General features: G+C 60.3%; 26 protein-coding genes. 6 read left to right on the top strand and 20 right to left on the bottom strand.

Annotated features, from left to right (window positions below):
- Positions 1 to 97: 97 nt before the first annotated feature.
- The 4 genes from BM346_RS07375 to gpmI form a co-directional block, all read right to left on the bottom strand.
- Positions 98 to 922, bottom strand: coding sequence for a divergent polysaccharide deacetylase family protein (locus tag BM346_RS07375; protein WP_174805147.1), 825 nt, complete (start codon positions 920 to 922; stop codon positions 98 to 100).
- Positions 919 to 2,265: a S41 family peptidase gene (locus BM346_RS07370; protein WP_092010255.1), complete on the bottom strand. Its 1,347-nt coding sequence runs from the start codon at positions 2,263 to 2,265 to the stop codon at positions 919 to 921. The genes BM346_RS07375 and BM346_RS07370 overlap by 4 nt, the downstream gene beginning before the upstream one ends.
- A 101-nt stretch (positions 2,266 to 2,366) precedes the next feature.
- Entirely contained in the window at positions 2,367 to 3,548 is a 1,182-nt protein-coding gene (locus BM346_RS07365; RefSeq protein WP_227662868.1) for a murein hydrolase activator EnvC family protein, read from the bottom strand.
- A gap of 15 nt (positions 3,549 to 3,563) precedes the next feature.
- Positions 3,564 to 5,117, bottom strand: a complete 1,554-nt coding sequence (gene gpmI / locus BM346_RS07360) for a 2,3-bisphosphoglycerate-independent phosphoglycerate mutase (protein WP_092010251.1) — start codon at positions 5,115 to 5,117, stop codon at positions 3,564 to 3,566.
- 163 nt (positions 5,118 to 5,280) lie between these two features.
- On the opposite strand from gpmI, the gene BM346_RS07355 reads away from it, so the two are divergent.
- Both BM346_RS07355 and secB read left to right on the top strand, forming a co-directional pair.
- Complete coding sequence (locus BM346_RS07355; RefSeq protein WP_092010249.1) at positions 5,281 to 5,697, top strand: rhodanese-like domain-containing protein; 417 nt, start codon at positions 5,281 to 5,283, stop codon at positions 5,695 to 5,697.
- Between the two features lie 31 nt (positions 5,698 to 5,728).
- Positions 5,729 to 6,250 (top strand): protein-export chaperone SecB, encoded by a 522-nt coding sequence (secB, locus tag BM346_RS07350; protein WP_092010247.1) that lies wholly within the window; start codon positions 5,729 to 5,731, stop codon positions 6,248 to 6,250.
- A 443-nt stretch (positions 6,251 to 6,693) separates the two neighbouring features.
- On the opposite strand, the gene trmL is transcribed toward secB, so the two are convergent.
- The 4 genes from trmL to traF all read right to left on the bottom strand — a co-directional run bounded on the left by trmL (position 6,694) and on the right by traF (position 11,362).
- On the bottom strand, positions 6,694 to 7,158 hold the full coding sequence (gene trmL / locus BM346_RS07345; RefSeq protein WP_092010245.1) for a tRNA (uridine(34)/cytosine(34)/5-carboxymethylaminomethyluridine(34)-2'-O)-methyltransferase TrmL: 465 nt from the start codon (positions 7,156 to 7,158) through the stop codon (positions 6,694 to 6,696).
- A gap of 7 nt (positions 7,159 to 7,165) precedes the next feature.
- Complete coding sequence (locus BM346_RS07340) at positions 7,166 to 8,344, bottom strand: acetyl-CoA C-acetyltransferase (protein WP_092010243.1); 1,179 nt, start codon at positions 8,342 to 8,344, stop codon at positions 7,166 to 7,168.
- 482 nt (positions 8,345 to 8,826) lie between these two features.
- The gene (locus BM346_RS07335) at positions 8,827 to 9,939 is read right to left on the bottom strand and encodes a multifunctional CCA tRNA nucleotidyl transferase/2'3'-cyclic phosphodiesterase/2'nucleotidase/phosphatase (protein WP_092010241.1); all 1,113 of its coding nucleotides are present in this window, start codon (positions 9,937 to 9,939) and stop codon (positions 8,827 to 8,829) included.
- Positions 9,940 to 10,054: 115 nt separating this feature from the next.
- The gene (traF, locus tag BM346_RS07330) at positions 10,055 to 11,362 is read right to left on the bottom strand and encodes a conjugal transfer protein TraF (RefSeq protein ID WP_092010239.1); all 1,308 of its coding nucleotides are present in this window, start codon (positions 11,360 to 11,362) and stop codon (positions 10,055 to 10,057) included.
- Between the two features lie 300 nt (positions 11,363 to 11,662).
- Between traF and BM346_RS07325 the strand changes: the two genes are divergently transcribed.
- Positions 11,663 to 12,214 (top strand): LPP20 family lipoprotein, encoded by a 552-nt coding sequence (locus BM346_RS07325; protein WP_092013436.1) that lies wholly within the window; start codon positions 11,663 to 11,665, stop codon positions 12,212 to 12,214.
- 12 nt (positions 12,215 to 12,226) lie between these two features.
- Complete coding sequence (locus BM346_RS07320; RefSeq protein ID WP_092010237.1) at positions 12,227 to 13,435, top strand: flagellar assembly protein T N-terminal domain-containing protein; 1,209 nt, start codon at positions 12,227 to 12,229, stop codon at positions 13,433 to 13,435.
- Between the two features lie 207 nt (positions 13,436 to 13,642).
- Here the strand turns inward: BM346_RS07320 and BM346_RS07315 are convergent, their stop codons facing one another.
- From BM346_RS07315 to trhP, 8 genes are all read right to left on the bottom strand, one after another.
- Positions 13,643 to 14,104 (bottom strand): SufE family protein, encoded by a 462-nt coding sequence (locus tag BM346_RS07315; protein ID WP_092010236.1) that lies wholly within the window; start codon positions 14,102 to 14,104, stop codon positions 13,643 to 13,645.
- Between the two features lie 163 nt (positions 14,105 to 14,267).
- Positions 14,268 to 14,810, bottom strand: a complete 543-nt coding sequence (gene sufT / locus BM346_RS07310) for a putative Fe-S cluster assembly protein SufT (protein WP_092010234.1) — start codon at positions 14,808 to 14,810, stop codon at positions 14,268 to 14,270.
- A 238-nt stretch (positions 14,811 to 15,048) separates the two neighbouring features.
- Positions 15,049 to 15,402 carry a HesB/IscA family protein gene (locus BM346_RS07305; protein WP_092010232.1) on the bottom strand — a complete coding sequence of 118 codons (354 nt, stop codon included), beginning with the start codon at positions 15,400 to 15,402 and terminating at the stop codon, positions 15,049 to 15,051.
- 13 nt (positions 15,403 to 15,415) lie between these two features.
- Complete coding sequence (locus tag BM346_RS07300) at positions 15,416 to 16,669, bottom strand: aminotransferase class V-fold PLP-dependent enzyme (protein WP_092010230.1); 1,254 nt, start codon at positions 16,667 to 16,669, stop codon at positions 15,416 to 15,418.
- 6 nt (positions 16,670 to 16,675) lie between these two features.
- Positions 16,676 to 17,959, bottom strand: a complete 1,284-nt coding sequence (gene sufD / locus BM346_RS07295; RefSeq protein ID WP_092010229.1) for a Fe-S cluster assembly protein SufD — start codon at positions 17,957 to 17,959, stop codon at positions 16,676 to 16,678.
- An 18-nt stretch (positions 17,960 to 17,977) separates the two neighbouring features.
- Complete coding sequence (gene sufC / locus BM346_RS07290; protein WP_092010227.1) at positions 17,978 to 18,742, bottom strand: Fe-S cluster assembly ATPase SufC; 765 nt, start codon at positions 18,740 to 18,742, stop codon at positions 17,978 to 17,980.
- A gap of 222 nt (positions 18,743 to 18,964) precedes the next feature.
- On the bottom strand, positions 18,965 to 20,413 hold the full coding sequence (gene sufB, locus BM346_RS07285) for a Fe-S cluster assembly protein SufB (RefSeq protein ID WP_092010225.1): 1,449 nt from the start codon (positions 20,411 to 20,413) through the stop codon (positions 18,965 to 18,967).
- Between the two features lie 356 nt (positions 20,414 to 20,769).
- Positions 20,770 to 22,083 carry a prephenate-dependent tRNA uridine(34) hydroxylase TrhP gene (trhP, locus tag BM346_RS07280; RefSeq protein WP_092010223.1) on the bottom strand — a complete coding sequence of 438 codons (1,314 nt, stop codon included), beginning with the start codon at positions 22,081 to 22,083 and terminating at the stop codon, positions 20,770 to 20,772.
- A gap of 307 nt (positions 22,084 to 22,390) precedes the next feature.
- Between trhP and BM346_RS07275 the strand changes: the two genes are divergently transcribed.
- Positions 22,391 to 22,750 (top strand): helix-turn-helix transcriptional regulator, encoded by a 360-nt coding sequence (locus tag BM346_RS07275; protein ID WP_092013433.1) that lies wholly within the window; start codon positions 22,391 to 22,393, stop codon positions 22,748 to 22,750.
- Positions 22,751 to 23,211: 461 nt separating this feature from the next.
- On the opposite strand, the gene fabB is transcribed toward BM346_RS07275, so the two are convergent.
- From fabB to BM346_RS07260, 3 genes are all read right to left on the bottom strand, one after another.
- Positions 23,212 to 24,426, bottom strand: coding sequence for a beta-ketoacyl-ACP synthase I (gene fabB, locus BM346_RS07270; RefSeq protein ID WP_092010221.1), 1,215 nt, complete (start codon positions 24,424 to 24,426; stop codon positions 23,212 to 23,214).
- Positions 24,427 to 24,437: 11 nt separating this feature from the next.
- Positions 24,438 to 24,947 carry a bifunctional 3-hydroxydecanoyl-ACP dehydratase/trans-2-decenoyl-ACP isomerase gene (gene fabA, locus BM346_RS07265; RefSeq protein WP_092010219.1) on the bottom strand — a complete coding sequence of 170 codons (510 nt, stop codon included), beginning with the start codon at positions 24,945 to 24,947 and terminating at the stop codon, positions 24,438 to 24,440.
- A gap of 180 nt (positions 24,948 to 25,127) precedes the next feature.
- Complete coding sequence (locus BM346_RS07260) at positions 25,128 to 26,312, bottom strand: NnrS family protein (RefSeq protein WP_092010217.1); 1,185 nt, start codon at positions 26,310 to 26,312, stop codon at positions 25,128 to 25,130.
- A gap of 139 nt (positions 26,313 to 26,451) precedes the next feature.
- Between BM346_RS07260 and BM346_RS07255 the strand changes: the two genes are divergently transcribed.
- On the top strand, positions 26,452 to 26,826 hold the full coding sequence (locus BM346_RS07255; protein ID WP_092010215.1) for a SirB2 family protein: 375 nt from the start codon (positions 26,452 to 26,454) through the stop codon (positions 26,824 to 26,826).
- A gap of 10 nt (positions 26,827 to 26,836) precedes the next feature.
- On the opposite strand, the gene BM346_RS07250 is transcribed toward BM346_RS07255, so the two are convergent.
- Positions 26,837 to 26,953 carry an EVE domain-containing protein gene (locus BM346_RS07250; protein WP_092010213.1) on the bottom strand — a complete coding sequence of 39 codons (117 nt, stop codon included), beginning with the start codon at positions 26,951 to 26,953 and terminating at the stop codon, positions 26,837 to 26,839.
- Positions 26,954 to 26,961 lie beyond the last annotated feature (8 nt).

Genomic DNA, 26,961 nt, shown 5'->3' with positions numbered 1-26,961 from the left:
TTATCAAAATAATCTTTTGCTTTATCCGTGTCGTCCGTGGCCAACCGTTTTTTATCTTTTCTTTCCGTGTCCTTCCGTGGATTCCGTGGCAAAAAATTCAGTCCTGTTTGGACGCCATGGCAGGCACGATCTCCTGCTTCTCGCCTTCCGCAAACATACGGCGGTTTCCGTTGCGTATCGCCCAGACCGCGCTCACCGTGGCCACCGCGATGCCCTCTTCATCCAGTTCCGGCAGGGTTTTCTCCAGATAATCCACCGTAACCGTGTGGGGGTGGCCGATACCGATTGCCGTCCCGTTCTTGCGCGCTTTCTCGACCAGGAGTCTGAACTGGGCGTCGATGTAGGCTTCGGTCTGTTCGTGATCGAGGAAGACATCCCGTGTGACCGTGGGGATGTTATTCAGAGCGGCGGTCCGGCCGGCGACGGAGCTGGCAATGGTCCGGCTGTCCACGAAATAGACCGGGTAATTGTGCAGTTCTTCCATGATCCAGGCCATGGGCTCCGGCATTTGCGTCAGCAGGCTGCCCATATGGTTGTTGACGCCCCGGACATGGGGGACGGACTGCAGGGAGCGCCGTAGGGTCCGGATCAGGTCGTCCCTGTCCATCTCCGCTGTCAGGCCACCGGCCCCCAGGCCGATCTTCCGGGTGTTGTCCATGGGCGCGTGGAGCATGACTTCCTTGTGATGGCGATGGGCCAGGGTGGCGAGGCGGGTGGTGTATCGGCGGTAGGGCAGGAAGGCGAGTGTCAGGGGCTGTTCCAGTCCGATCAGCCGAGCGCCCTCCACCGGGTTGTGGCCCATGTCATCAATAATGATGGCGATGGTGGGCTGGAGGGCGCTTTCCCCTTCTGCGCTGATATCCGCCAGTGCCAGGGCCGGGGCCAGCAGGGCAAGCCCCAGCAGCGTTGCAAAAAGACTCACTCGATGTCGGCTCCCCGCTTGCCCAGAATGTTCATGCCCTTGAGCAGGTTCAGGGCCGAGCGCAGCTGATAGTCGTTTCTCACTTCGGTGTTACCGCCTTGCTGGCGCCCTTTCCCGGAAGCGCCATCTTCTCCATTCTCCAGGTGACCGCTCAGGCTCGCTTCGCTGAACATGGGGCCGCCCTCCATTTCAGTGAGGGTGGCGGGGCGAACCTCGATGTCCGGCGCTATGCCACGGGCCTGGATGGAGCGTCCGTCCGGCGTATAGTAGCGGGCCGTGGTCAGCTTGATGGCATGAGTTTCGTCCAGGGGAATAACGGTCTGAACCGAACCTTTGCCGAAGGACTGTGTGCCCATGATCACGGCGCGCTCATGATCCTGCAATGCTCCGGCAAGAATCTCGGAAGCGGAGGCGGAGCCGCCGTTGATCAGCACGACGATGGGGGTTCCCTCGGAGACATCGCCAGCCTTGGCGCTGAAGCGCAGCCGGGAGCTCTGTATGCGACCCTCGGTGTAGACAATCAGGCCCTCATCCAGCAGTGCGTCGGAGGTTGCCACCGCAGCCTGCAGGATCCCGCCCGGGTTGTTGCGAACGTCGACAATGAGGCCGTCGAGGGTGCCTCCGTGCTCTGACATCAGGGCCTTTATCGCGTCAATGAACTGTCTGCCGGTCTCGTCCTGGAACTGGGTGATGCGAATATAGCCATAGCCTGGCTCAAGCATCCGCGACTTGATGCTGGTAACCTGGATGACGGCCCGTTCCACTTCGATTTCCAGGGGCGCGCTCTCGCCATCCCGGATGATGGTCAGGGTAATGGTGGTGCCGGGTTTGCCGCGCATCCGGCTGACCGCATCCTGCAGCGACATGCCCTTTACGGGTTCGTCATCCAGCTTGATGATCAGATCCCCCGCCTGAACGCCCGCCCGCTCTGCCGGGGTGTCATCGATGGGAGCAATGACCTTGACGAAGCCGTCCTCGGTGCCCACCTCGATGCCAAGGCCGCCAAACTCGCCGGTGGTGCTTTCCTCCAGCTGCTCGTATTCCTGAGGTTCGAGGTAGGCGGAATGGGGATCAAGCCCGGAGAGCATGCCCTTGATGGCGCTCTCCAGCAGCTGCTGGTCTGTCACGTCCTCGACATAGGCATCCTTGATACGACTGAACACTTCCGTGAACTTGCGCAGGTCATCCAGCGGCAGGGCGGCCGGTTGTTCGTCTACGGCAGCACCGGGAGCGGACTCAGCCCTGACGGCTTCCTGGCCCTGGGCAACGGCTCCCTGCAGGCAAAGAAAAAACAGTACACCGCCGAGCACTCTGGATTTACGACGTTGGATAACCCGTTTCATTCAGCATTCCTGTCTTGAAGGCTTGGATTCATTGGCATTGCTGCCAGTATGGCGTCACGCACTGTGTTTGTCAGCCACGGTTTTGCCGCAGAAACGGTCAGTTAGCGTTTGCCGAACCACCCCATGGGATTCTTTGGCTTGCCGTTGTGACGCAGTTCAAAATATACAGCGGGATCCTCGGTGCCTCCGGACCGACCGGCCAGGGCAATGGTCTCACCGGCCTGGACCCAGTCGCCGGGACTCGTCAGCAGGCTCGAGCTGTGGCCGTAGAGCGTCATGTAGCCATCACCGTGATCGACGATGGTCATCATGCCGAACCCCCTCAGCCAGTTGGCAAAGACGACACGGCCGTAGTGGACCACCTGAACGTCAGCTTCTTCGGCGGTGTTCAGCAGAATACCGTTGCGACGAAGATGACCCTGGGCCATGGCACCGCCGAAGGCTGCCGCCAGGTTGCCCTTCGCCGGCCAGGGCATGCTCCCCCGGCGTTTTTGGAAGGGCTCGGTTTCGGTGGGGGAGGGAATGCTTGCTATGGCCTCTTCCACTTCCCGGAGCAGTTTTTCCAGGCGTTCGCGGTCCGCTTCGAGGACGCCCCGCTCGGTGCGGCGCTCATCGATGTCCTGTTTCAGGGCCGCCAGGGTTCGCTCCCGGTTCGCCTGCTGACCCTTCAGCTCCTTCTGTCGACTGGCAACCTGCTCTTCCAGCCGCACCAGGTTGCTCCTGGCTTCCAGCTTCTGCTGGCGGGTCTGCTTCAGTTCCGCCAGGGTGGCATTGAAGGTCTCCAGGCGCTGAAGGTTATCGCCGCTGAGGTACTCGTAGTAGGTCATGGTCCGGGCGATTTCTTCCGGACTGGCTTCGTTGAGCAGTACCTTGATGGCGGGCGCCTTGCCCTCCATCCAGGCGCCCCGCAGCTGTTTCTTCAGTGCGGTTTTCTGCTGGCTGAGCGTCTGTTCGAGGATCTTCTCGCTTTTTTGCAGCGTCGCCAGCTCCTGCTCCTGTTGCCGGCGCTGGTCCTGTAGCTCCCTGCGCTCCCGGGTCAGGCGGCTGATGTCCTTTTCGGTCTGAGCCAGGGTGCGTTCCAGCTGGCTGCGGTCCTTTTCGGCATCGGACAGCCAGCGGTCAATCTTTTCAATTTCCTTTTTGAGGGCCTCCACCTGCGCCGGAGTCACCTGCTGCTCGGCACCGGCCATTCCCGTTGCCAGCAGAAGAACGCAAAAAAGCGCCAGCCGGAGAATTCCGGTGGCGCTTCTGGTCAGCGTGGCGACTGGAGACGTCGGAGACATTGCCGGCTATATCGCTCAGCGGTTGCTGAGCTCTACCAGGCTGTGGCCGGTCATTTCCCGGGGCTGGTCCATTCCCATCAGACTGAGCAGTGTCGGTGCCACGTCGCTGAGACTGCCGTCATCCCTGAGGGAAACCTCGCGCGGGCCAAGATAGACCAGAGGAACAGGGCCAATGGTGTGGGCAGTATGGACCTGTCCCGAGGACGGATCGGTCATCTGTTCGCAGTTGCCGTGATCGGCGGTGATCAGGGCTTCACCACCCACTTCCTCAAGAGCCTCTGCGATGCGGGCAACGCACTGGTCCACGCACTCTGCGGCCTTGATGGCGGCATCCAGCTTGCCGGTGTGGCCGACCATGTCGCCGTTGGCATAATTGCACACCACCAGGTCATACTTGCGGCTCCTGATGGCTTCCACCAGCCTGTCGGTCACCTCGGGGGCGCTCATTTCCGGTTTCAGGTCGTAGGTGGCCACCTGCGGTGAGGGCACCAGGATGCGGTCCTCACCCTCAAAGGGCGTTTCTTTCCCGCCATTGAAGAAGAAGGTGACGTGGGCGTACTTTTCGGTTTCTGCGATTCGCAGCTGGGTCCTGCCCTGGGCCGAAACGTACTCGCCGAGACCATTCGCCAGCTGCTCCGGCGGATAGGCGCAGGAGGTGTCGATATCCGCTGCGTACTGGGTCAGCATGACGAAGTCCGCCAGGCGAGGATGTTTCCGGCGGCGGAAACCGTCGAAATCCTCGTCCACGAAGCAGCGGGTAATCTCCCGGGCGCGGTCCGCGCGGAAGTTCATGAAGAGCACTGCGTCACCATCGTTTATGGTGGCGTCCGGCTCCTTGTCGCCCTGAATGCGGGTGGCTTTGACGAATTCGTCGTTCTCGCCTCGCTCATAGGCCTCGTCAATGGCCGCCAGGGGGTTCGGTGCCGTGTATTCCGCGTCTCCAAGGGTCAGCAGGTTGTAGGCCTGCTCGACACGGTCCCAGCGGTTGTCCCGGTCCATGGCGAAGTAGCGGCCCACAATGGACGCGACGCGCCCGACACCGAGGGATTTCATCCTGGCATCCGCCTTTTCCAGGGAAGGGCGGGCGCTGCGCGGTGGCATGTCACGACCATCCAGGAAGGCATGGATGTAGACTCGTCTGGCGCCCCGGTGGGCCGCCAGCTCGGCAGCCGCCAGGATGTGATCCTCGTGGGCGTGAACGCCACCGGGTGACAGCAGTCCCAGCAGATGAACGGCGCCACCATTGGCCACCGCCTTGTCCACCGCCGCGCACATGGCGGGGTTCTGCTGGAAGGTGCCGTCCTCAAGATCCTTGTCGATCCGGGTCAGGCTCTGGTAGACAACCCGGCCGGCCCCCAGGTTCATGTGACCGACCTCCGAATTGCCCATCTGCCCCTGGGGCAGCCCGACAAACATGCCTGAGGTGTTGATCAGTGTTTTGGGCTGCTCGGCCCAGGCCTTGTCCCAGAACGGGGTATTGGCATTGCTGATGGCGTTGTCGTCCGCCGGGTCGCGATGTCCCCAGCCGTCCAGTATGATCAGTGCCGTCGTCTTGCGAGTGCTGGTCATTGCTCAATCCGGTGTGGTTGCGGAGCCCCGGGTCTGCGGAGGCGCCTGGAAATTTGAACGAGGATTCTAACCTGTTTTAGGCACCTTGGGCTACGGAACGCGCCTTCTGTCACCGGCGGAGGGTGTGTATAATCCGCCCAAATTATTTTTTCGGGACAGGTTCATGGAACGGTTGTTCGAGTTCGTTGTAAATCATTACATTCTGGTTTCCGTTTTCGCTGCACTGCTGATAGCACTGGTGCTCCTGGAAAGCCGCCGCGGCGGAAAAAAGGTTTCCGCCCAGGAGGCCGTGAACATGATCAACCGTGACGAGGCCGTGGTGGTGGATATCCGGGATCGGAAAGACTTCAATGAGGGCCGCATTACCGGCTCCGTCCACATTCCATTGAATGCCATCAAGGACCGTGCCGGTGAGCTGAAAAAGCACAAGGACAAGACCATTATCGTGGTCGACAAGATGGGCCAGCATTCCGCCATGGCGGTGAAGCAGCTGAACGCTGAAGGGTACGACAATGTGGTGCGCCTCAGCGGTGGTATCGGCGACTGGAGGGCGTCCAACCTTCCGCTGGTGAAAAAATAACGACACACTCTGAACACAAAAGGGAAAGATCATGGCTGAGAACAATCAGCAGGCCGCTGCCGGCAACGAGAACGCAAACCAGCCTCAGTTCGCGCTGCAGCGTATCTATGTGAAGGACCTGTCCTTCGAGTCACCGAATGCTCCCCTGGTCTTCCAGGAGCAGTGGAAGCCCCAGGTCAACATGGACCTGAATACCTCCCACAACAAGATCAGCGACACCCAGTATGAGGTGGTGCTGTCCATTACCATCACCGCGAAGGTGGAGGAGAAGGTTGCCTACCTGGTGGAAATCCAGCAGGCCGGCGTTTTTCTGCTGAACGGATTCCCGGATCAGCAGGTGCCTCCGATGCTGGGCGCCTATTGCCCGAACCTGTTGTTCCCCTATGCCCGGGAAACCATCGACAACGTTGTCACCAAGGGCAGTTTCCCCGCCCTGATGCTGGCGCCGGTGAACTTCGACGCCATCTTCGCCCAGGCGGTGAAGCGCAAGCAGCAGGAGCAGGAGGGCAAGGCCCAGGGCGATGCCTCCCCTGAGGGTCAGCAGACTCACTGATCCCGGAGCTCACGCTCAGTCATACATTGTAGGAGCCAGCCTGCTGGCGAAGATGGCACCCGCCAGTTCTGCGGCTGACCGCCTCGCCAGCAGGCTGGCTCCTACAGTTGTCAGGCCACCGGGGAAATAGCGGTCAGTTATCCGGTCACCCCCCGAAATTCCGGTTACGCTCCCCTGTAGGAGCTGGCCTGCCAGCGAAGAGGCGGCCTCATATGGTGAGGTCCGGTCCTCGCCAGCAGGCTGGCTCCTACAGTTGCCAGGCAGCCCCGGAAATTCCGGTCAGTTATCAGGCTATCCGAGAAATAGCGGTCAGTTATCAGGCCACCCCCGAAATTCCGGTCACGCCCCCCCCCCTGTAGGAGCTGGCCTGCCAGCGAAGAATACACCTCCGCTGATGCGGCTATCCTACTTGCCAGCAGGCCGACTCTACAGCCAATCCTGTTTCAGGTTGCTTCTGGGAATCCCAGCTGTCGCCAGCCTTCGTAGACGACCACCGCAGCGGAATTGGAAAGGTTCAGGCTGCGGCTGTGGGGCAGCATCGGGATGCGCAGGCGGTGGCCCTCTGCGAGACCCTCTCGAACATTCTCCGGAAGACCGCGGGTTTCCGGGCCGAACATCAGGTAGTCGCCAGCCTGGTAGCTGACCTCATGGTAGGGCCGACTTCCCTTGGTGGTCAGGCCGAACAGCCGCTGCGGCTGCTCGGTCTCCAGGAAGGCGGCATAGTCGGGGTGCACCTTCACCCGGGCGTACTCGCTATAGTCCAGACCGGCCCGCCGCATCTGTTTGTCCTCCAGGGTGAACCCCAGGGGCTCGATCAGATGCAACAGGCAGCCGGTATTGGCGCAGAGCCGGATGATATTGCCGGTGTTCGGCGGTATCTCCGGCTCATAGAGCACGATGTTGAACACCGGGGTATCAGCGCTCGACAGCCAGGGCGACGCCCATGCCTCCGCCAATGCAGAGGGTGGCGAGGCCCTTTTTCACGTCGCGGCGCTGCATCTCGTGGAGTAGCGTGACCAGCACCCGACAGCCCGAAGCGCCGATGGGATGACCCAGGGCGATGGCGCCGCCGTTCACATTTACCTTGCTGGTGTCCCAGCCCATGTCCCGGTTCACGGAAATGGCCTGGGCGGCAAAAGCCTCGTTGGCTTCAATCAGGTCCAGGTCATCCACCGTCCAGCCAGCTCTTTCCAGGCAGCGCTGACTTGCGGGGATTGGCCCGGTGCCCATGATCTGGGGGTCCACCCCGGCACTGGCATGGGCCTTGATGGTGGCAAGCGGTGTCAGGCCGAGTTCCTTTGCCTTGGCCGCGCTACAGACGAGAACGACAGCAGCGCCGTCGTTCAGCCCTGAGGCATTGCCGGCAGTAACGGTGCCATCCTTCTTGAAGGCTCCCTTGAGCTTGCTCAGGCCTTCGGCAGTGGTGCCGTCGCGCGGGCCTTCATCCTGTGCCACCACCACGGGCTCTCCCTTACGCTGGGGCACGTGAACCGGGACGATCTGCGCATTGAAGCGCCCTTCAGCCCGTGCGGCTGCGGCCTTCTGCTGGGAGGCGGCGGCGAATTCGTCCTGCTCCTCCCGGGTGATGCCGTACTTCTCGACAATGTTCTCGGCGGTGATGCCCATGTGATAGTCGTTGAAGGCATCCCAGAGACCGTCATGGATCATGGTGTCGATCATGGTCCAGTTGCCCATCCGCTGACCATTGCGGCTGTTGGGTACCACGTGGGGCGACTGGCTCATGCTCTCCTGGCCGCCGGCCAGAATCATGTCGGCATCACCAAGCTGGATCGCCTGGACCGCCATGTGCACGGCCTTGAGGCCGGAGCCGCAGACCTTGTTGATGGTCATGGCCGGCACGGAGGCGGGGATGCCGGCATTGATGGATGCCTGACGGGCGGGGTTCTGACCGCTACCGGCGGTCAGGACCTGACCGAGGATGACTTCGTTGATCTGCTCCGGCGCGACGCCGGTTTCCTCCAGCAGGGCCTTGATGACGGCACTGCCGAGCTGGTCCGCCCGCAGGCTGGACAGGGCTCCGCCAAAGGTGCCGATGGCGGTGCGTTTAGCGGCTGCGATGACTACGTCTTGCATGGGGGGATCTCCGGTTGAATGTTTGTTGCCCCCGGATATCGAACCTGGGGGCTCGGTATCCGGAGGGGCCGCTTCCTCCGCCATAAATCACGGCACATCCTGTGCCGACCTTGTACCACGACATCCCTGGCGCTGCTGCGGAAGCACCCCCACCGGATACCGGTCAGACCTGTGTGGTATCCGCACTGAGAGGACTGACAATTCTATCCGAAATTGTTGACCCAACCCAGCCGTAGCATCGCAAGCATTGATATCAGCCCGAGAGAGACCGAACCGCCCGAAAGGCGATATCCCGTAAGCCAATGAGGAGGTGTTGGATGGTCCTGTTTTCGGAACAGCGCCAAGGATGGCGCGGAGCAAGGCGGCCGCCAGGGAAGGCCCCTGAATTGCGGTGGGGAAAACAGGACCATCCAGCGCCTCATGGCATCTTCACCCTCAGGCCAGGGAAAACCCCTGGCGCCTCCGGGCCCCGGGGCAAGGCTTTAATCGGATTCGTCTGGAAACCGCGCCTCGAAGCAGCGAAGTCGCTCCCGCCGGATGGCCTCACCCAGCTCCCTGCCCTTGAACCCCTGGGCCATCAATGTGTGAGCATCCACCGACCGGGCATCGGCCACGGCATCGCCGAGGTCCTGAATTTCCTTGGCGGAAGGTCCTCCCTGCAGGCACCTCATTGTGACCAGTAGCTCGCGGAACCTGCCTGGCCGGCGCCAGGCATCCGCCTGGTTGCATATCTCCAGGGCCTCTTTGGCCGATAACTCGCCTTCATGGAACTTCGGGAAAAGCTCGCCAACCAGTCGAGCCAGTTCCCTGCAGTCATTAGGGGCCTTGAGTGCGCCTGCTCTGGCTTCGGCTACGTCCGAAGCCAGAGGCGAGAGCAGGGCGGCAAACCGGCCCGCCGTTGCCAGATTTCGTTCAATGGTACAGGTGAGGGCAGCCATCGCCGTCCGGAAATGGTGTTTATCGCCCAGTTCCGGGATCAGTACCGCAAGCGCTCCGGCATCGCGAAGCACCTCGAAAAATGCCCTTGGCGTGGTTGCATGCAGGGCCCGCTGGACTTCCTGCCAGACCCGTTCCGGCACCAGGTGTTCCACCTCCCCGTCAGCAACCATCTGCTTCATGAGAGCCATGGTTTTCCCGGCCACCCCAAAACCCAGGTGGTGAAACCGGGCGGCAAAGCGTGCGGTGCGCAGGATGCGCAGGGGGTCTTCGGCAAAGGCCTCGGATACATGGCGAAGGCACCGGTCTTCAAGGTCCCGCTGTCCGCCAAAGGGATCCACAAGTGAGCCATCCTCAGCCCTTGCCATGGCGTTGATGGTAAGGTCCCGTCGTACCAGATCGTCCTCCAGGGTGACATCCGGGGCGCTGTAGACGGTAAAACCATGATAACCATGGCCCTGCTTGCGTTCGGTGCGGGCGAGTGCGTATTCCTCTTTGGTTCTGGGGTGCAGGAATACGGGGAAGTCCGCGCCCACCTGTTTGAAACCGCGGGCAAGCATGTCTTCCGGGGTTGCACCGACGACTACCCAGTCCCGGTCTTTCACCGGAATGCCCAGAAGCTCGTCCCGAACCGCACCGCCCACCAGATAGATTTCCATAGCCTCGTCAGCCTGCCAGAGTGTGTGCGGGTGATTATCCGGGTCGGGTGGCGTTCGGGCAAAGAAAAAGCCCGCCGAGGGAAGTCAGGCGGGCTTTTCGGTTACGGGATGGCGCTCAGAAAGCGAAACCAAGCTCGATGGCGGCGCCTACGTCGGCGTCGCTCACCAGACCAGCAACATCCAGGCGCGCACCGAACGGCGAAAGACCAAGGCCGGCGGTGAATTGTGTTTTCTCTTCAATGCCGTTGCTATCGTCATTGCTGGCAATGTTGTGACGGGCTCCCAGGCGAAGTTGCGCGAAGCGCCAGGCATCGAGTTCAGCGCCTACGGCGATCCACTGGGTGTCGTCCTCATAGCCGAAGGCTTCCTGTTTGGTCAGGTCGGCTTCCGCCGTCAGCACATGAAAACTGCCGGTGTGGGCGATGCCGACGGTGACCTTGGGGTTCAGCTCCAGGGTACGCTCTTCCTCGCCTTTGGTCAGGTCGTAGGCGGAATCCAGTTCCATCGGAATCACGTTCTTGACGGCGATGGCTGAGTTCCACTGGCGCTCGGAGCCAAAAGCGTAGGCGACCCCCAGGTCCAGGTTGAAGCCGCTCTTGGTGGTTTCGTAGTTGCCCTCGGACGCATTTTCTTCGTCGAAATCATTGACGATGGCGGTGTACTGGAAGGTTCGGAGTTGCACGTACTTCGGGGCAACGCCCAGCTGTACCGGATGTTCAAGGCCCAGATTGAAGGGACGGGCCAGGCTGACCCCTGCCTCAACCACACCCGCCGCCAGGACTCTGCCGCGGGAGGTAAACTCGATATCACCATTGCTGTTCGTGCGCGTCGCCAGGAGATTATCAATGGCGTTCGGATCCTGATTCCGGGCCGCGTCCACCACGTCGTTAAGGAAGGCTATGTCATCGTCAGACAGCTCGCCCCGCACCGTGGCGCGCAGGTTGCCGTTGGTGAATACCCCCACCGCCAGCTTCTGGCCTGGTACAGCGAGACTCAGGCCCGCTGCCGCATCGATCCGGACGGTGTCCCGGTCAAAAGCGAGCAGTCGGTCGCGGAGGTCTCCCGCCGCATCGCCCAGGGCGTCGGCATTCTCGACCGTGGGATTCGTCTCAAGCTGTTGCTGGAGGCTGTTGAATTCATCAATGACTGTCTGGATACCATCAACCTGATCGATCACTTCCTCCTCATCCGCGTAGCGCGCGTTGACCGAGGGGAGGATCAGTCCCAGATCGTCGGACCATTCATGGTGATCGGCAGCCAGCATGGCCGGGTTGGCGCTGTTGGCCGTTGTCGGATGGGCGATGGCAACCCCGGTGCCGCCCATGGCAAAGGAGCGGGCCGTGTTGAATGACTGGGGCGCGGCCAGGGCAACGGTGGATGCGGTGGACAGGCCAATGGCCAGTGCGAGGCGAGACAGCTTCATAGGATCAGACTTCCGGTACGGGTGTTGTTGATGGCTCAGCGGCCAGAAAAATCAGGGGAAGGGAAGCAGGGTATTGGATAATGTGACGCAGTTCTGCGTTGATCGGGTAACGGACTGTTCGAGATTTGTAAAACCGGCGCAAGGGCATCCTAAGGGCGGCGGATTCTTGCCGTTCTTGAGAATATGCAAGCTGCAGGGGAGGGAAACCAAAGCAGAAACAGATGGATGGAATTGTTGGCGCGTTTTTTTCATGGTAACCGGAAATGTTTGAATCGCCGTTCGTGAATGTCGGAGAAACCCATGAAGTCATACTGGATCCTAATTCTGCTGGCCGTAGCCCTGGCCGGTTGCGCGCCTACCGGCTATTACCGCTATGAAGAACAGGGGCAGCTGGAGAAACCGGACGGGAAGTTCGATCCCATTGTGGTGAGGGTCAGCGGTTTCGGTACCTATGAGGACGCCCGGGGCGACCGCCTGGATACGCGCAAGCGCCTGATGGCCCGGCGGGCCTCGCAACTGGACGCTTACCGCAATCTGGCGGAACGGGTATACGGCACGGTGGTCTATGGCAGCTCCACCGTCAACGATTTCGTGGCCCGGAACGATATGTTCCGTACCTACGTTGACAGCTACCTGCGGGGCGCCAAGCTGGTCGCGGTGAATGAACACAGCGACGGCGTGGTGGAAACCGTGATGGAGCTGAAACTCGAGCCCCGTTTCCGTCAGTGTGTCTCGCGGGTAAGTGACCGGGATGTCGGCGCCCTTTGTCCGATGCCCATGCCTCGCGTCAACGATTCCATGGGCGATGTGGTCGCCGGTGAAGGCACCGACTCCCTTTATTATCTCGATTGACCGGGTATTTCCATGAGCAGAGGAATTTTCAGGTTGGCGGCGCTTCTTGGCCTGTCGATGCTTTCCCTGGGCCAGATTCATGGCGTGGTTCTGGAGGGCACGGGGATGGCCACGATCCGCGCCGGTGATATTGAGGCGGCTCGAGAGGATGCCCGCCAGGCTGCTATGCGGGATCTGGCGCTGCAATATGACGCCCACATCAGCAGTGAGGACACCATGGAGAATGGCGTGGTGACGGACTCACGCCTGACCGTGGCATCCAGCGCGCGGGCCCGGCACGTGGAGATTCTGGATGAGCGCCAACTGGGTAATACCCTGCGGCTGACCCTCAGGGCCGACGTGTCCGAAGGCGCGGGCCGATGCCAGGTTGGGGATGCCGCGGGTCTCAAGAAGCGGGTCGCCATAGCCGGATTCACCCTGGAGCATCCCGGACAGGCCCGCCATGGCCGCCTCGAGGATGCTGGACAGGTGTTGCCGCAGTTGCTCCAGGCCCGGCTTCAGGCCCAGGGCAACCTCCAGACTCTTGGCGCTTCCAATCTTCAGCTGTTCGATAATGTGACGACCGCGCCCACCCATCAGCAGTTCGATAACCGGCTGACCAACGTAACCCGGATTGCCAGCGAAATGGGCGCCCAGTTCGTGGTGACGGGTGTTATCCGGGATATTGCAGTGGAAGATCCCTCTGCCTGGGGCAGTTCGGTTCTCCACAGGATTGGTCGGGGTATAGGGACCAGTAATCAGAACCGGCGATTCGTTGCCGATCTTATGGTTTTTGACGGTTTCAGTGGCTCGCCGGTCTACCAGAAGCGATTCCAGACCCAGGGTCGCTGGAATGCAGGCAAGGGGGCTTCTGTGGGCTTCGGCTCCGTGGGCTTCCAGGAAACCGAGTTCGGCCAGGAGGTCGGGCGGGTGATTGACGCCATGCGTTCAGACATTCAGCAGGCACTGGCCTGCCAGCCCTTCATGACCCGGGTCATGCGGGTGGAGGGGAGAAAGGTTACCCTTGAATCCGGCGCCACCGCTGGTCTGCGCCCTGGTGACAAGCTGTCGCTGTACCGCAGCTATACCCACTTCGACAGCCCGGGCGCGGCCCCCGAACTGCTGAACGCGGACGCCAGGGTCACCCTGGACAGCGTATTCCCGGAGTATGCCAATGGCCTGATGCCGGAGTACGGCTCTCTGGAGAATATCCAGCGGGGGGATATTGCGATTGTCTGGTAAGTACTGAAAAGAAGAGGGTTTGCCACGGAATCCACGGAAGAACACGGAAGAAAAGAGAAAAGAGAAAAGAATTATTAGCCACGGATAATCACGGACGAAAGATTAATGACCTGAAAATATCTTTTGTTTTTGTCCGTGCAAGTCCGTGGCTAATCTTTTTTCAGCTCTTTATTTTTCCGTGTTCTTCCGTGGATTCCGTGGCAAAAATCAGGTAGTTACATACTGCGCCGCAATGTCGCGGATCTTGCCCACCATGGCCCTCAGGCCGTTGCCCCGGGTCGGGGAGATGTGTCGGAACAGGTCCAGTTGTTCAAAGAGCTCGTCCACGTCGGTGGCAAGCAGCTCCCGGGGTGTCCTGCCATTCAGGGCCACCAGGATGATGGCGGCCAGGCCACGGACAATCATGGCGTCCGAGTCGATCAGCAGGAACAGTTTGCCACTGTCTTCGTCATAATGATGGATGAGCCAGACCTGGCTTTGACAGCCGTGAACAAAGTTCTCTTCCAGTCGCTCGTCATCGGGGAACGTCGGCAATTGCTTGCCCAGGTCGATGATGTAGGCGTACCGCTCCTCCCAGTCGCCCAGGAGTTCGAAGGCTTCCCTGACGTCGTCCAGGGTGACATCGGTGCCGAGGGGGTTTTCCAGGAACTGCTGTTTGGTCGCTGTCATAAACCTGCAAGGTCTGTGGTTCGGGTTTGGCCGCTGGGCGACTTCTTTAAAGACAGTTTAGCCACGGACGACACGGACGAATACAAAAAGATCGTTTAGTACTTAGTCTTTTCGTCTGTGATTGTCCGTGTCCTTCCGTGGATTCCGTGGCCAAAAATAGCCGTTAAAGCATGCCCAATTCGAGTTTGGCTTCGTCGGTGAGCATGTCATTGTTCCAGGGCGGATCGAAGGTCAGTTCCACGGTGACCTTGTCCACGTTGGGGACGTGCTCCACCTTGCGCTTCACGTCATCCGTAATCACGGGCCCCATGCCGCAGCCGGCGGCGGTGAGGGTCATGAGAATGTAGACATGGTTGCCCTCTTCGGTGTCGTTCTCTATCCGACAGTTGTAGATCAGGCCCAGGTCCACGACGTTCACCGGAATCTCCGGGTCGTAGCAGTTGCGCAGTGCTTCCCACACCTGGTTTTCGTTAATGGTGCCGTCCGCCGGGGTCTCAAAGCTGCTTTCCAGGGGCTGCTTGCCCAGGGCGTCAGCATCGTGGCCTTCAATGCGGGCGAGGTTGCCGTTGACCGCAACGGTGAAGGTGCCACCCAGTGACTGGGTAATGGTCACGAAGGTATCCGACGGAATCATGATTTCCGTTCCGGTGGGAACAAGGCGCGCTTCCACCTCGCGTTTGGTCAGGACCACTTCCCGTTCTTGCATGCCTGTACTGGCCTCGCTTTCGTTTGGTTAGCCACGGAATCCACGGAAGGACACGGAAAAATAAAGAAATGAAAAATCTAGCCACGGACGACACGGACAAAAAACAAAAGATTCTTTCGGTTTTCAATCTTTTCATTTGTGATTATCCGTGTCGTCCCTGGCTAAAGCTCTTTATCTTTTCCCTTTTCCTTTTCTTTTTTCCGTGTCCTTCCGTGGATTTCGTGGCAAAAAAGGTCTTTTAAGCCGTAGTGAAGCTCTCACCACACCCACACTCCGCCGTGGCGTTGGGGTTGCGGAATTCGAACATGGAGTTGACGCCCTGGGTGACAAAATCGATCTCGGTACCGTTCACCATGGGCAGGTGTTCTTTCTTTACGTAGATGTCCACGCCGTCCACGGAAAACACTTCGTCGTCCGCGCCGGTATCTTCGACCCACTGGGTCTCATACTTGAAACCGGAGCAGCCGCTTTTCTTGATGGCGAGGCGGATGCCGCGGGCTTCGGGCTTTTTCGCCAGTTGTTTGCGTACATGGTTGACCGCAGTAGGGGTCATTGTGACGCCAATGGTCGGCGTGAAGGTTTCAGTTTTCATGGGTCCACCTCCATCAGGCAAACAGGCGCTGGATCTTCTGCAGAGCGGCGAACAGGGTGTCCACCTCTTCCAGCGTATTGTAGAACGCAAAGGACGCCCGGGCTGTACCGGGAACCCCGTAAAAATCCATCAGCGGCATGGCGCAATGGTGACCAGTGCGCACGGCAATGCCCTGCTGGTCCAGCAGGGTTCCTATATCACTGGGGTGTAATCCCTCGATTTTAAAGGACATCACTGGCATTTTTCGGACCGCGGTGCCGATCACGCTCATCCCAGGCACCGTCGCTACCAGCTCATTGGCCCGCACGAGCAGGGCATTCTCCGCGGCTTCCATGGCCCGGCGGTCGAGCCTGTCCAGGTAGTCAATGGCTGCTGCCAGTCCCACCGCCTCGGCGATGGCCGGAGTGCCGGCCTCGAACTTGTATGGCAGGGTGCTCCAGGTGGTGCGCTCGAAGGAGACCCGCTCGATCATTTCGCCGCCGCCCTGGAACGGAGGCATTTCCTCGAGCAGTTGCTCCCTGCCGTAGAGGACACCAATGCCGGTGGGCCCGAACAGCTTGTGGGACGAAAAGGCATAGAAATCGCAGCCCAGCGCCTGCACATCCGGCTTGAAATGGGGGACCGCCTGGGCACCATCCAGAACCGTAATCACCCCGCGGGCCCTGGCCTGCTCGATGAGAGCCGCCACCGGGTTCACTGTACCCAGTACGTTGGACACATGGGTGATGGCCAGTATCCGGGTTCTCTCGCCCAGCAGGCTGTTGAAGGAATCCAGATCCAGTTCCCCCTCCGGCGTCACCTGAACCGGCACAACTTTGGCGCCGGTGCGTTCCGCCACCATCTGCCAGGGCACGATGTTGGAGTGATGCTCCATATGACTGACCAGGATCTCGTCGCCCGGCCTCAGCCTGGGTGCCAGGCCATTGGCCACCACGTTGATGGCCTCGGTGGTGCCCCGTGTCCAGATGATTTCCCGGGTGCTGCCGGCATTCAGGAACCGCCGCACTGTCTCCCGGGCACCCTCAAAGGCCATGGTGGCCCGATCGCCGAGGGTGTGAGAGCCACGGTGAACGTTGGAATGCATATGACGGTAATAACCATCCATGGCTTCCATGACCGCCAGAGGCTTATGGGTCGAGGCGCCATTGTCCAGGTACACCAGGGGCTTGCCGTTGACCTGTTCGGACAGGATCGGAAAGTCCCGGCGCACGGCCTCAACGTCGAAGCTGGCTTTACTGGCACTGTTTGCCACGGAGAGATCGGTCATACCGGATCAGGCCTCCCTGAATGCGTCGTCAAAGAACTGGTTCAGGCGCTCATTGGCGCTGTTTCGAACCTGCTCCACCGGAATCTGCGCCACCAGTTCGTTGATGAACGCCATGGTCAGTAATACGCTGGCTTCACGGCGGGCGATCCCCCTGGACACCAGATAGAACAGCGAGGTGTCGTCGAGCTGGCCGATGGTGGCGCCGTGGGCACACTTGACGTCATCGGCGTAGATTTCCAGTTCCGGCTTGGTGTCGATTTCAGCGCCGGTTGATAGCAGCAGGTTCTTGTTGTTCATGTTCGCGTTGGACTTCTGGGCGTCCTTGTGAATATGAATACGTCCGTTGAAGACCGCATGGGACTCATCCGCTGCAATGTTGCGGTAAGTCTCCTCGCTGTTGCAGTTGGGCACCATGTGGTCGATGCAGGTATGGTTGTCGTAGTGCTGTTTGTCCTGGGTCACCACGACACCATTGAGCTTGCACTCGGCCCCTTCCCCCTCAAGGCGCACCCGCAGATCGTGACGCCGCAGCGGGCCGCCAAAGCCCACGCAATGGCTTTCAAACCGCGAACTGCGGAGCTGGCGGACACCAGTGGCGCCGATGTGCTGAATATTCTGGCCTTCCGCAACGAGCCGGACGCCAGTGATCCGGGCACCGTCAGCAAGGGTGAATTCGGTAACGGCATCCACCATGGCGGACTCATCACCGCTGGACAGGAACTCTTCCACCAGGGTCATCCCGCTGTGACGACCTGCGTCCACGTAAATCCGCGGAAAAGCGGAGCCGGCGGCGGTGGCGGTCACTTCGTGAATCACGAACAGTGGCTGGTCCACCACAGTGTCAGGCTTGAGCCGAATCAGCAGGCCATCTTCAAACCGCGCCGAGTTCAGCCTCGCCATCTGGGTTGCCCTGGTATCCAGGGTGCTGTCCAGCGACCTGGCAAGCTCAGCCGCGTCCTCATCCGTCAGGTCCGCGAACCGCTGGACAGAGAGGCCCTCGACCTGGGGCAGCACACTGGTGCTGGCATCCACCACGCCATTGCGAATAACAATCCGGTAGCCGCCCGCAGCGGCGTCGGTGGTGGCGCCGCCGGCGGGTAGCGAGTTCGCCAGCTCATCCGACAACTTCAGATGGCGGCTGGAATATTTCCAGTTCTCTGTCTTTCGGGTCGGCAGGGGCATGTCCACCAGGGCCTTGCCGCGCTCCTTGCGAAGTGCCAGCAGGGGTTGCGGCAGGGATTCCCCGGCCGGCTTCAGGAAGGCGCTGGAAAGCGTCGGTGCTGATTTCATATTCCGCGACCTCCTCGATCAGTTGGCTGCTGCTTCTTCGTCTTTGATGCCCAGCCAGCCGTAGCCACGCTCCTCAAGTTCCAGCGCCAGCTCGCGGCCGCCGGACTTGATGATCCGGCCGCCGGCCAGCACGTGCACGTAGTCGGGGACAATGTAATCCAGCAGACGCTGGTAGTGGGTCACCATCAGGATCGCGCGGTCTTCCGCCCGCAGGGCATTGACACCATCGGAAACCACTTTCAGGGCATCGATGTCGAGACCGGAGTCGGTCTCGTCCAGAATGGCCAGTTTCGGCTGCAGCAGCAGGGCCTGCATGATCTCGTTGCGCTTTTTCTCGCCACCGGAGAAGCCCTCATTCACGCCCCGCTTCAGAAATGCCGGATCCAGGTCCACCTGCTTCGAGACCTCCTTGGCAAGCTTCATGAACTCGGCGGCATTCATCTCTGCCTGACCCTGATGCTGGCGCGCGGCGTTCACCGCGGTGCGCAGGAACTGCAGGTTGCTCACGCCGGGAATCTCCACCGGATACTGGAACGCCAGGAAAATACCTTCCAGCGCCCGATCCTCGGTTTCCAGCTCAAGCAGATTCTGACCGTTGAGAGTGACTTCCCCCTCGGTAACCTCAAATGCCTCGTTACCCGCCAGCACCTGGGACAGGGTACTCTTGCCGGAACCGTTCGGCCCCATGATGGCGTGGACCTCCCCGGCCTTGATCTCCAGGTTAATGCCCTTGAGGATCTCTTTGCCCTCAACGGATGCGTGCAGGTTCTTGATACTCAGCATTTGTCGGATTCTCTCTCGTCAAGACGTTCATATTCATTTGCGTCTGGCCTCACCGGAATTTACTCGGAGCCGGGGGCCAGTGATCGGGTGGGGCTTTCCGGGACCTTCGAAAACATGGACGTTTTCGAAGAGCCTCCACGGATGGATTCACGGCGTGTCCCGGAAAGTCCCACCCGAGTGCTGGCCTTTCACCCAAGCCAGCAGACAATAAGGTCAAACCGATCAGCCAACAGACCCCTCAAGGCTAACCTCAAGCAACTTCCCGGCCTCCACGGCAAACTCCATCGGCAGCTCCTTGAACACTTCCTTGCAGAAGCCGTTCACGATCATGGACACCGCCTGCTCCGGGTCGATTCCCCGCTGCCGGCACAGGAACATCTGCTCATCGGAAACCTTGGACGTGGTCGCCTCATGCTCCACGATGGCCGACTTGTTCCGGCTCTCGATGTAGGGGAAGGTGTGGGCCCCGCACTGATCGCCGATCAGCAGTGAGTCACACTGGGTAAAGTTACGGGCCCCCTCGGCGCCGGGCTGGAACTTCACCAGGCCGCGATAGGCATTTGAGCTGCGGCCGGCGGAAATGCCCTTGGAGATGATCGTGCTGGAGGTGTTCTTGCCCAGATGAATCATCTTGGTGCCGGTATCCGCCTGCTGGTAGTTGTTGGTCAGCGCCACCGAATAGAACTCACCCACGCTGTTATCACCCCGCAGGATGCAGCTGGGGTATTTCCAGGTGACCGCAGAGCCGGTCTCCACCTGGGTCCAGGAAATCTTCGAATTCCTGCCGAGGCATGTGCCCCGTTTGGTCACAAAGTTGAAAATGCCACCCTTGCCTTCCTCGTCACCGGGATACCAGTTCTGGACCGTGGAATACTTGATCTGGGCATCGTCCATCGCCACCAGTTCGACCACCGCCGCGTGAAGCTGGTTCTCGTCCCGCATGGGGGCGGTGCAGCCTTCCAGGTAGCTGACGTAGGAGCCTTCATCGGCAATGATCAGGGTGCGCTCGAACTGGCCGGTGTTGGCCGCATTGATGCGGAAATAGGTGGACAGCTCCATGGGGCAGCGCACGCCCTTGGGCACGTATACGAAAGTGCCATCGGAGAAGGCCGCAGCATTCAGGCCGGCGAAAAAGTTGTCACCAGCGGGTACCACAGAGCCCAGGTACTTCTGGACCAGTTCCGGGTAATCACGAACCGCCTCGGAAATCGAGCAGAAGATAACACCGGCCTTGGCCAGTGGCTCCTTGAAGGTGGTGGCCACGGAGACGGAGTCAAACACCGCATCCACGGCGACACCGGCCAGTTTCTCCCGCTCGTGGAGGGGAATGCCCAGCTTTTCGTAGGTCTTCAGCAGCTCCGGATCAACTTCGTCCAGGCTCTGGGGCATGTCTTCCTTGCGCTTGGGCGCGGAGTAGTAGGAGATCGAGTTATAGTCGATCTTGGGGTAACCCACGTGGGCCCAGTCGGGCTCTTCCATCTCCAGCCAGCGACGATAGGCCTTCAGACGCCACTCGAGCATGAACTCCGGCTCCTGCTTGATCGCTGACAGGCGGCGGATAACATCTTCGTTCAGTCCGGGCTCGAACGTATCGGCTTCGATTTCAGTCACAAAGCCGTGTTCGTATTCCCGTTTGATCAGCTCTTTCACCTCTTTATCGGTGGTCGCCATGATCGTCGCTCCGTAATTCTCTCATCGTGGGCACCTGGCCCATTGGTGTTGCCTTCGACCGGGTCCGGCCCGGGAGGCGGTATTTCGACTCGGCTGTTGCGGTGGTCGCTCTTCCGTTGAGTACGCCCCGCAATCGATTGTTGGATGACAGGTCAGCCATTCCGCGTCGGAAATAGTGCTCTGGCTGGAGCCTCACCATCATGCTTATGACGAGTGATTGTACAATATCAGAGTATTTTAGTCAGGTATTATTTCGTGACTGGCTGGATTATACCCCAATCAAGGGGTGGGGCACTAAAGTGGCGGCTATCAGGGCGACAACCGCGGCGATATGTGGCTGATTCCGGAGTCGAAGCTCAGGGATGATCAACCCTGGTCAGGAAGCTGTGAGAGAGATCCCCGGGAGTCTGGTCCGGACGGGGAATGCGAACGACGTATCCGCTACCGGGAGCCAGGCCCATGGGCCTGCCGTCCGCGGATTCGATGCGTTCGGCGATAAAGCGAAGGTTGCCACTGGTTGTCAGCAGTTCCAGCTGATCCCCCGGCGCAAAGCGGTTCTTCACGTCAATGGTGAGCCAGCGGTCGGAGCGATCCACCACCGAGCCGACCACCTGCTGGGTGCCAAGAAAGGACGAGCCCTGCTCGTAGCTCTGGTATTCCTGGGGCAGGTGCCGGCGCAGGAAGCCCTCCGTGTAGCCGCGATTGGACAGCGCCTCCAGCTGATCCATGAGGCCCATGTCGAACTTCCTTCCGGCCATGGCGTCATCAATGGCCTGGCGGTATACCTGAGTGGTGCGGGCGACGTAATAGGTGCTCTTGGTACGGCCTTCGATCTTCAGGGAGTGGACCCCCACTCTGCAGAGTTCCGCCACATGCTGCACAGCCCGGAGGTCGCGGGAATTCATGATGTAGGTGCCGTGCTCGTCCTCGTAGGCGGGTATGAAACTCCCGGGCCGGTTGGGTTCCTCCAGCAGGATTTCCTTTGGCTCTTCAGTGTTTGTCCCGGTCCCACAGCTGCTGGCGATCAGGTCGCCGGTGTGATCATGCTGGTGCGCCACCGGACGATAGTTCCAGCGGCAGGCATTGGTGCAGGCGCCCTGGTTTGCGTCCCGGTGGTTCATGTAGCCCGACAGCAGGCAGCGGCCTGAGTAAGCCATACACAGGGCGCCATGAACGAAGACTTCCAGCTCCATCTCGGGCACGTGCTCGCGAATGTCCCGGATTTCGCTGAGGGCCAGCTCCCGGGACAGGATGACCCGGCTGATGCCCTGTCGGCGCCAGAATTCCACGGTAGCCCAGTTGACGGCATTGGCCTGTACAGAGAGATGAATCGGCTGGTCCGGCCAGGTTTCCCGGACCAGCATGATCAGCCCCGGGTCCGACATGATCAGGGCATCGGGCTTCAGCTCGAGGATCGGAGCCAGGTCACGGAGGTAGCTGCGTACCTTGTCGTTGTGCGGGGCGATATTGGATACCAGGTAGAACGCCTTGTTCTGTCTGTGAGCCTCGGCTATACCCTCGGCCAGGGCTGTCACATCCTTGAAACTGTTGTTGCGCACTCTCAGCGAGTATCTGGGCTGCCCCGCATACACGGCGTCGGCGCCGTAGGCGAATGCGGTCCTGAGGTGGTCGAGAGTGCCGGCAGGGGCAAGCAGTTCGGGCGTGGGCATGGGTAGGGCATCCGGCTGTTACAGGTTCGGCGGGAGTTTGCCGCCCTGACGGGCAGAAAGCATTGACCCGCCTCAATGTTAATGCGATAAATTTTGAGCTAACATCTGTGCGCTCAAAAATATCAGGAACTCAACCGAAACGAAGCGAGGTTTCCAGCCCATGAGGTCGGATGCTTTGGGGGCGCTTGTCGTCGCCATGATGCAATATCTTCAGTCCTCCGGATTCTCCCGGGGGGAGCTGGCCCGTTATGCGGGACTGTCAGCAGAGGAGCTCGCGGAGCCCCAGACCCGGCTGTCGCCCTCGCAGATGCAGCGCCTCTGGCAGCTGATCCAGACCCGGCTTCTGCCCTCCATCGCCTTCAGTCGTCAGGTTCGGCCTTTGATTGCGCGGCAGCTCGCCCGGGGCAAGGTGAAGGTGGAAACCGTGGCGGCGGAACTGAATATGAGCCGTCACACCCTGTACAAGAAACTCAAGGAGGAAAACCTGACCTTTGCCGGTCTGCTGGAGGATGTCCGGCGTGAGCAGGCGCTGAAATACCTGCGGGACCGGAACCGGACCCTGTCGGAGGTGGCGGAGCTGCTGGGGTTTTCCGAGCTGAGTGCGTTCAGTCGGGCGTTCAAGCGCTGGATGGGTAAGTCGCCGGCGGAATTTCGGGCAGCCTGTTGACGCTGCCGTTTATACATGGCTTTGACCTGAATTTTGGGGGCAGGGCCAGCTGAACCGGTGAAACTTTTCTGGACACGCCCGCGAGTACGTCCCTGGCCGGTTTTTTCTCCTGCAAAACCGGCATTTCCGCCATCCTTGGCGGTCATAGATCTCGACGAAAACCGTCCCTGGTTTTCGACGGTCCAGAAAAGTTCCCCCGGCTCATCTGCCCCTCTAGCTATTCGATAGCGCTAGGTTTGGAACTCTGACGGCAGTGCTTTATCTCAAGGGATAGGGTTTGCTGATATATCGACAAAGTTCGAGAGCGGTAGGTTGGGGTTGTTTTTCCGGACCGTCGAATGCCAGGGATGGCATTCGTCGAGCCCTACAGGGATGTACTTGCGGGGCGTGTCCGGAAAAACAATCCCGGCCTGGCGCTCCTGGCACCAAGCCAGAAAGCTGCCAGGCGCTTAGGCCAAGGATCAGCCCTTGTACTTTCTGAACACCAGAGAAGCGTTGGTCCCACCAAACCCGAAGCTGTTACTCATGACCAACTCGGTCGGTGTATTCTGCAGCTCGCGAATGATCGGGTAACCTTCAGCGCCTTCATCGAGAGTCTCGATATTGGCGGACGGGGTGATGAAGTCGTTCTGCTGCATCAGCAGGGTATAGATGGCTTCATGCACGCCGGCGGCGCCCAGGGAGTGACCGGTCAGCGGCTTGGTGGACCCCAGCGGCGGGATCTTGTCACCGAACACCTGCTTGATGGCCTTCAGCTCGGTGACGTCACCGGCCGGGGTTGAGGTGCCGTGGGTGTTGATGTAGGACAGCTCGCCGTCGACATTTTTCAGCGCCTGCTGCATGCAGCGCACGGCGCCTTCGCCACTCGGGGCAACCATGTCCGCGCCATCGGAAGTGGCGCCGAAGCCGACCAGTTCCGCAATGATGTTGGCGCCGCGGGCCTTGGCGTGTTCCAGTTCTTCCAGGATCACGACACCGCCACCGCCGGCGATCACGAAGCCGTCGCGATTGGCATCGTAGGTGCGGGATGCCGTTTCCGGCGTGTCGTTGTACTTGGTGGACAGGGCGCCCATGGCATCGAACAGCAGGCTCAGGCTCCAGTGGACGTCTTCGCCGCCGCCGGCGAACATGATGTCCTGGCGGCCCATGGCGATCAGGTCAGCGGAGTGGCCGATGCAGTGTGCACTGGTGGCGCAGGCTGAAGTGATGCTGTAGTTCACGCCCCGGATGCCGTAGGCGGTGGACAGGGAAGCGTTGATAGCGCTGCCCATGGTGCGCGGAACCCGATAGGGACCGACGCGACGGATGCCGCGATCACGGTGGGTGTCGATGGAGTCCATCAGCTCGACAGTTGAAGCGCCACCGGTGCCCATGATGATACCGGTGCTGTCGGCCTTGATCTGCTCGTCGGTCAGACCGGACTGCTCGATGGCTTCCTTCATGGACAGGTAGGCGTAGGCTGAAGCCGGACACATGAAGCGAAGCAGTTTGCGATCGATCAGTTCCTTGTAGTCCAGATCGATGTCTCCGCAGACATGGCTGCGCAGACCGGCGTCCTTGGCTTCCTGGCTGAAACGAATGCCGGGCTTCACATCACGCAGAGACTGCGTGACTTCCTCTTTGTTGTTACCGAGGCTTGAGACTATTCCCATCCCGGTGATGACGACTCGACGCATGGTCCGGGCTCCTAGAAATTATCGGTTGAAGTGAAAAGGCCAACCCGAAGGTCTTTGGCAGTGTAGATCTCACGACCGTCCACTTCCATCCGGGCATCGGCAATGGCCATGGTCAGCTTGCGCTTGACCATTCTTTTGATATCAAGATGATAGCGGACCAGCTTGTTTTCGGGGAGTACCTGGCCGAAGAATTTCACCTCGCCGGCGCCGAGCGCCCGGCCCTTGCCCTGACCACCGGACCAGGCAAGGAAAAAACCCACCAGCTGCCACATGGCGTCCAGCCCCAGACATCCGGGCATTACCGGGTCCCCTTCGAAATGAACCTTGAAGAACCAGAGGTCCGGGTCAATGTCCAGTTCCGCGACAAGGCTGCCCTTGCCGTAGGCACCGTCTGTGTCGTTGATGTGGATGATGCGGTCCAGCATCAGCATCTCATCGAGCGGCAGGCGCATGTCGCCCTCGAACAGGCGACCATGTCCGCATTCGATCAGGTCGGCTTTGTCAAAATGGTCTGGCTTCATGGTTGAGGGTAGTTCCGTTTTTGCATGTACCTTACACTTTACCGTTTACTCAGGAAAAAGCTATTGACCGATGGTTGTAGTTTTTTGACTGCTGGTTGCTCGGGTAACCTCCGGAGCCCGGTATAGCGGGCTCCGGAAAGTCATGATGAGTTGTGACAGGTTAACAAAAAAGTATTTGGATCATCCGGGTTTGCCGTCAGCGCGGGGGCTTGCCAGGATGCCGGTGTACCTTGCCAGGAAGACCGCGTACGCCGTAGCCCAGAGCAGGCCGCTGACCAGCACCCCGGCGTGCCAGGGCAGCAGATCGAAGGTTGTAACGACGCGTACCGCCGCCGCCAGGTGAATGGCGACAAAGGCCAGAACCATGCCTTTGGGCAGGATCAGTGGCCGCCCGGTATGGCCCAGGGACACCCGGGCGATCACACCCAGGATCAGCCCGCCGACGGCACCGGTTCCGGCCGCGTGGCTCCATGCCGAGGTGGGCCAGCCGGCGAGCAGGCTGCCCGCCAGCAACAGCAGCGAAACCGGTACCCACAGAATGGACAGGTGCAGGATCCAGAGCAGGGGTTCCCGGCGAACCAGCCAGCCCTTCCAGTTATAGAGCCTGACCAGCATCAGCGCAGCTGCCAGCAGGGCGAGTGCCGCAGTGGCGATATCCGGCCCTGCCAGAAACGAAGCCAGCAGCAATACCAGTGCAGCGAGGTTCGCCAGGTCCAGCGCGGGTACCATGCGGATCCGGTCTGACTCCAGTCCCCGCTGACGCAGCCAGCCTGTCGAGAATGCGGGCGTGATACGGCCGCCGATGATGCTGATCAGGGCCATGGCCATGATCAGGGCGCCCTTGGCGTATAGCGGGTCCAGCCTTAGCACGAATCCGACCTGCATCAGCCAGAGCAGCCCCAGCACCATCAGGATCATGAACTGACGCTTCTGCCGGGCATGCCAGATTCGCCAACCGGCATCCAGCATAACCAGGGGCAGGAACGCCAGATTAATGCCCTGGACCAGCCACCCGGGCAGGCCCTCACCGGTAGCCAGAAGCAGCCGGCCGGCAAGCCATACGCCCCACAGCAGGAGCAGCCTGAGTCCGTGGGTGCGTTCGGTACCGGTCCAGACGCACACGGCTGTCAGAAGGAAGCCCGCAATGGCTGCCGAGAGAAAGCCGAACAGCATCTCGTGCTGGTGCCAGAACAGCCCGGGCAGTGCCAGTGGCAGCTGCGTCATGCCCGTCAGCTGCATCACCCAAAGGGGGATGGCGAGCAAGGCGAGCACGGTCATGGAGAGGAAGAATATCCTGAACGGGTAGCTGAACAGCTGGCCCATGCTGGCGGATGTCTCCTGATGGGATGTGGGTGTGGCCTGCATGGCTGACCTCCGATAAAAATATATTTGAAGTGTATCTTAGCGTCAGGGGGAGGCGTCACACCATACCCGTGTGGAGGTATTTGCGCGGTGATTGACGTACAATGCCGCCGTCACGCTGATGCAAAAAGGACTGAAAACCATGGCTTACGTACTGCTCAAGCACCTTCACATGACCACAGCCTATCTGACGGTGGTGCTTTTCGCCCTGAGGCTGCTGCTTGACCTGGTCGGGCGGCCAGGCTGGCGCCGGACGCCTCTGCGCTGGATCCCCCATGCCAACGACACCATCCTTCTGGCTGCTGCCATCGGCCTGCTGTTCGTCACCCCCTGGATGCCTTTCGTTCACGGCTGGATAACGCTGAAGATCCTTTTGCTGATCGGTTACATCGTGGCGGGCGTGTTCGCCATGAGGCAGACGGTGGCCCGGCACTGGCGGGTACTGGCTGCCGTCCTTGCGCTGGTTCAGATTACCGCCATTTTCCATCTGGCCATGGCCAAGCCCGTTCTGTTCTGAGCTCGCACCTTTACTGTTCACACAGACCACGGATGGTCTGCCACTCGGCATCGTCCACCGGCATGACTGACAGGCGGTTGCCCTTGCGTACCAGTGGCATGCTCTGCAGCGCCGTTGTGGACTTCATTCATCCGG

This window comes from Marinobacter daqiaonensis (assembly GCF_900115285.1).
Classification (GTDB): domain Bacteria; phylum Pseudomonadota; class Gammaproteobacteria; order Pseudomonadales; family Oleiphilaceae; genus Marinobacter; species Marinobacter daqiaonensis.
This window is presented reverse-complemented; position numbering and strand designations above follow the sequence as displayed.

Excerpts from the sequence above, each read along its gene's own strand:
- BM346_RS07370 (WP_092010255.1), bottom strand. The coding sequence starts at position 2,265 with ATGAAACGGGTTATCCAACGTCGTAAATCCAGAGTGCTCGGCGGTGTA.
- BM346_RS07365 (WP_227662868.1), bottom strand. The coding sequence starts at position 3,548 with ATGTCTCCGACGTCTCCAGTCGCCACGCTGACCAGAAGCGCCACCGGA.
- gpmI (WP_092010251.1), bottom strand. The coding sequence starts at position 5,117 with ATGACCAGCACTCGCAAGACGACGGCACTGATCATACTGGACGGCTGG.
- BM346_RS07355 (WP_092010249.1), top strand. The coding sequence starts at position 5,281 with ATGGAACGGTTGTTCGAGTTCGTTGTAAATCATTACATTCTGGTTTCC.
- secB (WP_092010247.1), top strand. The coding sequence starts at position 5,729 with ATGGCTGAGAACAATCAGCAGGCCGCTGCCGGCAACGAGAACGCAAAC.
- BM346_RS07340 (WP_092010243.1), bottom strand. The coding sequence starts at position 8,344 with ATGCAAGACGTAGTCATCGCAGCCGCTAAACGCACCGCCATCGGCACC.
- BM346_RS07335 (WP_092010241.1), bottom strand. The coding sequence starts at position 9,939 with ATGGAAATCTATCTGGTGGGCGGTGCGGTTCGGGACGAGCTTCTGGGC.
- traF (WP_092010239.1), bottom strand. The coding sequence starts at position 11,362 with ATGAAGCTGTCTCGCCTCGCACTGGCCATTGGCCTGTCCACCGCATCC.
- BM346_RS07325 (WP_092013436.1), top strand. The coding sequence starts at position 11,663 with ATGAAGTCATACTGGATCCTAATTCTGCTGGCCGTAGCCCTGGCCGGT.
- BM346_RS07320 (WP_092010237.1), top strand. The coding sequence starts at position 12,227 with ATGAGCAGAGGAATTTTCAGGTTGGCGGCGCTTCTTGGCCTGTCGATG.
- BM346_RS07315 (WP_092010236.1), bottom strand. The coding sequence starts at position 14,104 with ATGACAGCGACCAAACAGCAGTTCCTGGAAAACCCCCTCGGCACCGAT.
- sufT (WP_092010234.1), bottom strand. The coding sequence starts at position 14,810 with ATGCAAGAACGGGAAGTGGTCCTGACCAAACGCGAGGTGGAAGCGCGC.
- BM346_RS07305 (WP_092010232.1), bottom strand. The coding sequence starts at position 15,402 with ATGAAAACTGAAACCTTCACGCCGACCATTGGCGTCACAATGACCCCT.
- BM346_RS07300 (WP_092010230.1), bottom strand. The coding sequence starts at position 16,669 with ATGACCGATCTCTCCGTGGCAAACAGTGCCAGTAAAGCCAGCTTCGAC.
- sufD (WP_092010229.1), bottom strand. The coding sequence starts at position 17,959 with ATGAAATCAGCACCGACGCTTTCCAGCGCCTTCCTGAAGCCGGCCGGG.
- sufC (WP_092010227.1), bottom strand. The coding sequence starts at position 18,742 with ATGCTGAGTATCAAGAACCTGCACGCATCCGTTGAGGGCAAAGAGATC.
- sufB (WP_092010225.1), bottom strand. The coding sequence starts at position 20,413 with ATGGCGACCACCGATAAAGAGGTGAAAGAGCTGATCAAACGGGAATAC.
- trhP (WP_092010223.1), bottom strand. The coding sequence starts at position 22,083 with ATGCCCACGCCCGAACTGCTTGCCCCTGCCGGCACTCTCGACCACCTC.
- BM346_RS07275 (WP_092013433.1), top strand. The coding sequence starts at position 22,391 with ATGCAGCGCCTCTGGCAGCTGATCCAGACCCGGCTTCTGCCCTCCATC.
- fabB (WP_092010221.1), bottom strand. The coding sequence starts at position 24,426 with ATGCGTCGAGTCGTCATCACCGGGATGGGAATAGTCTCAAGCCTCGGT.
- fabA (WP_092010219.1), bottom strand. The coding sequence starts at position 24,947 with ATGAAGCCAGACCATTTTGACAAAGCCGACCTGATCGAATGCGGACAT.
- BM346_RS07260 (WP_092010217.1), bottom strand. The coding sequence starts at position 26,312 with ATGCAGGCCACACCCACATCCCATCAGGAGACATCCGCCAGCATGGGC.
- BM346_RS07255 (WP_092010215.1), top strand. The coding sequence starts at position 26,452 with ATGGCTTACGTACTGCTCAAGCACCTTCACATGACCACAGCCTATCTG.
- BM346_RS07250 (WP_092010213.1), bottom strand. The coding sequence starts at position 26,953 with ATGAAGTCCACAACGGCGCTGCAGAGCATGCCACTGGTACGCAAGGGC.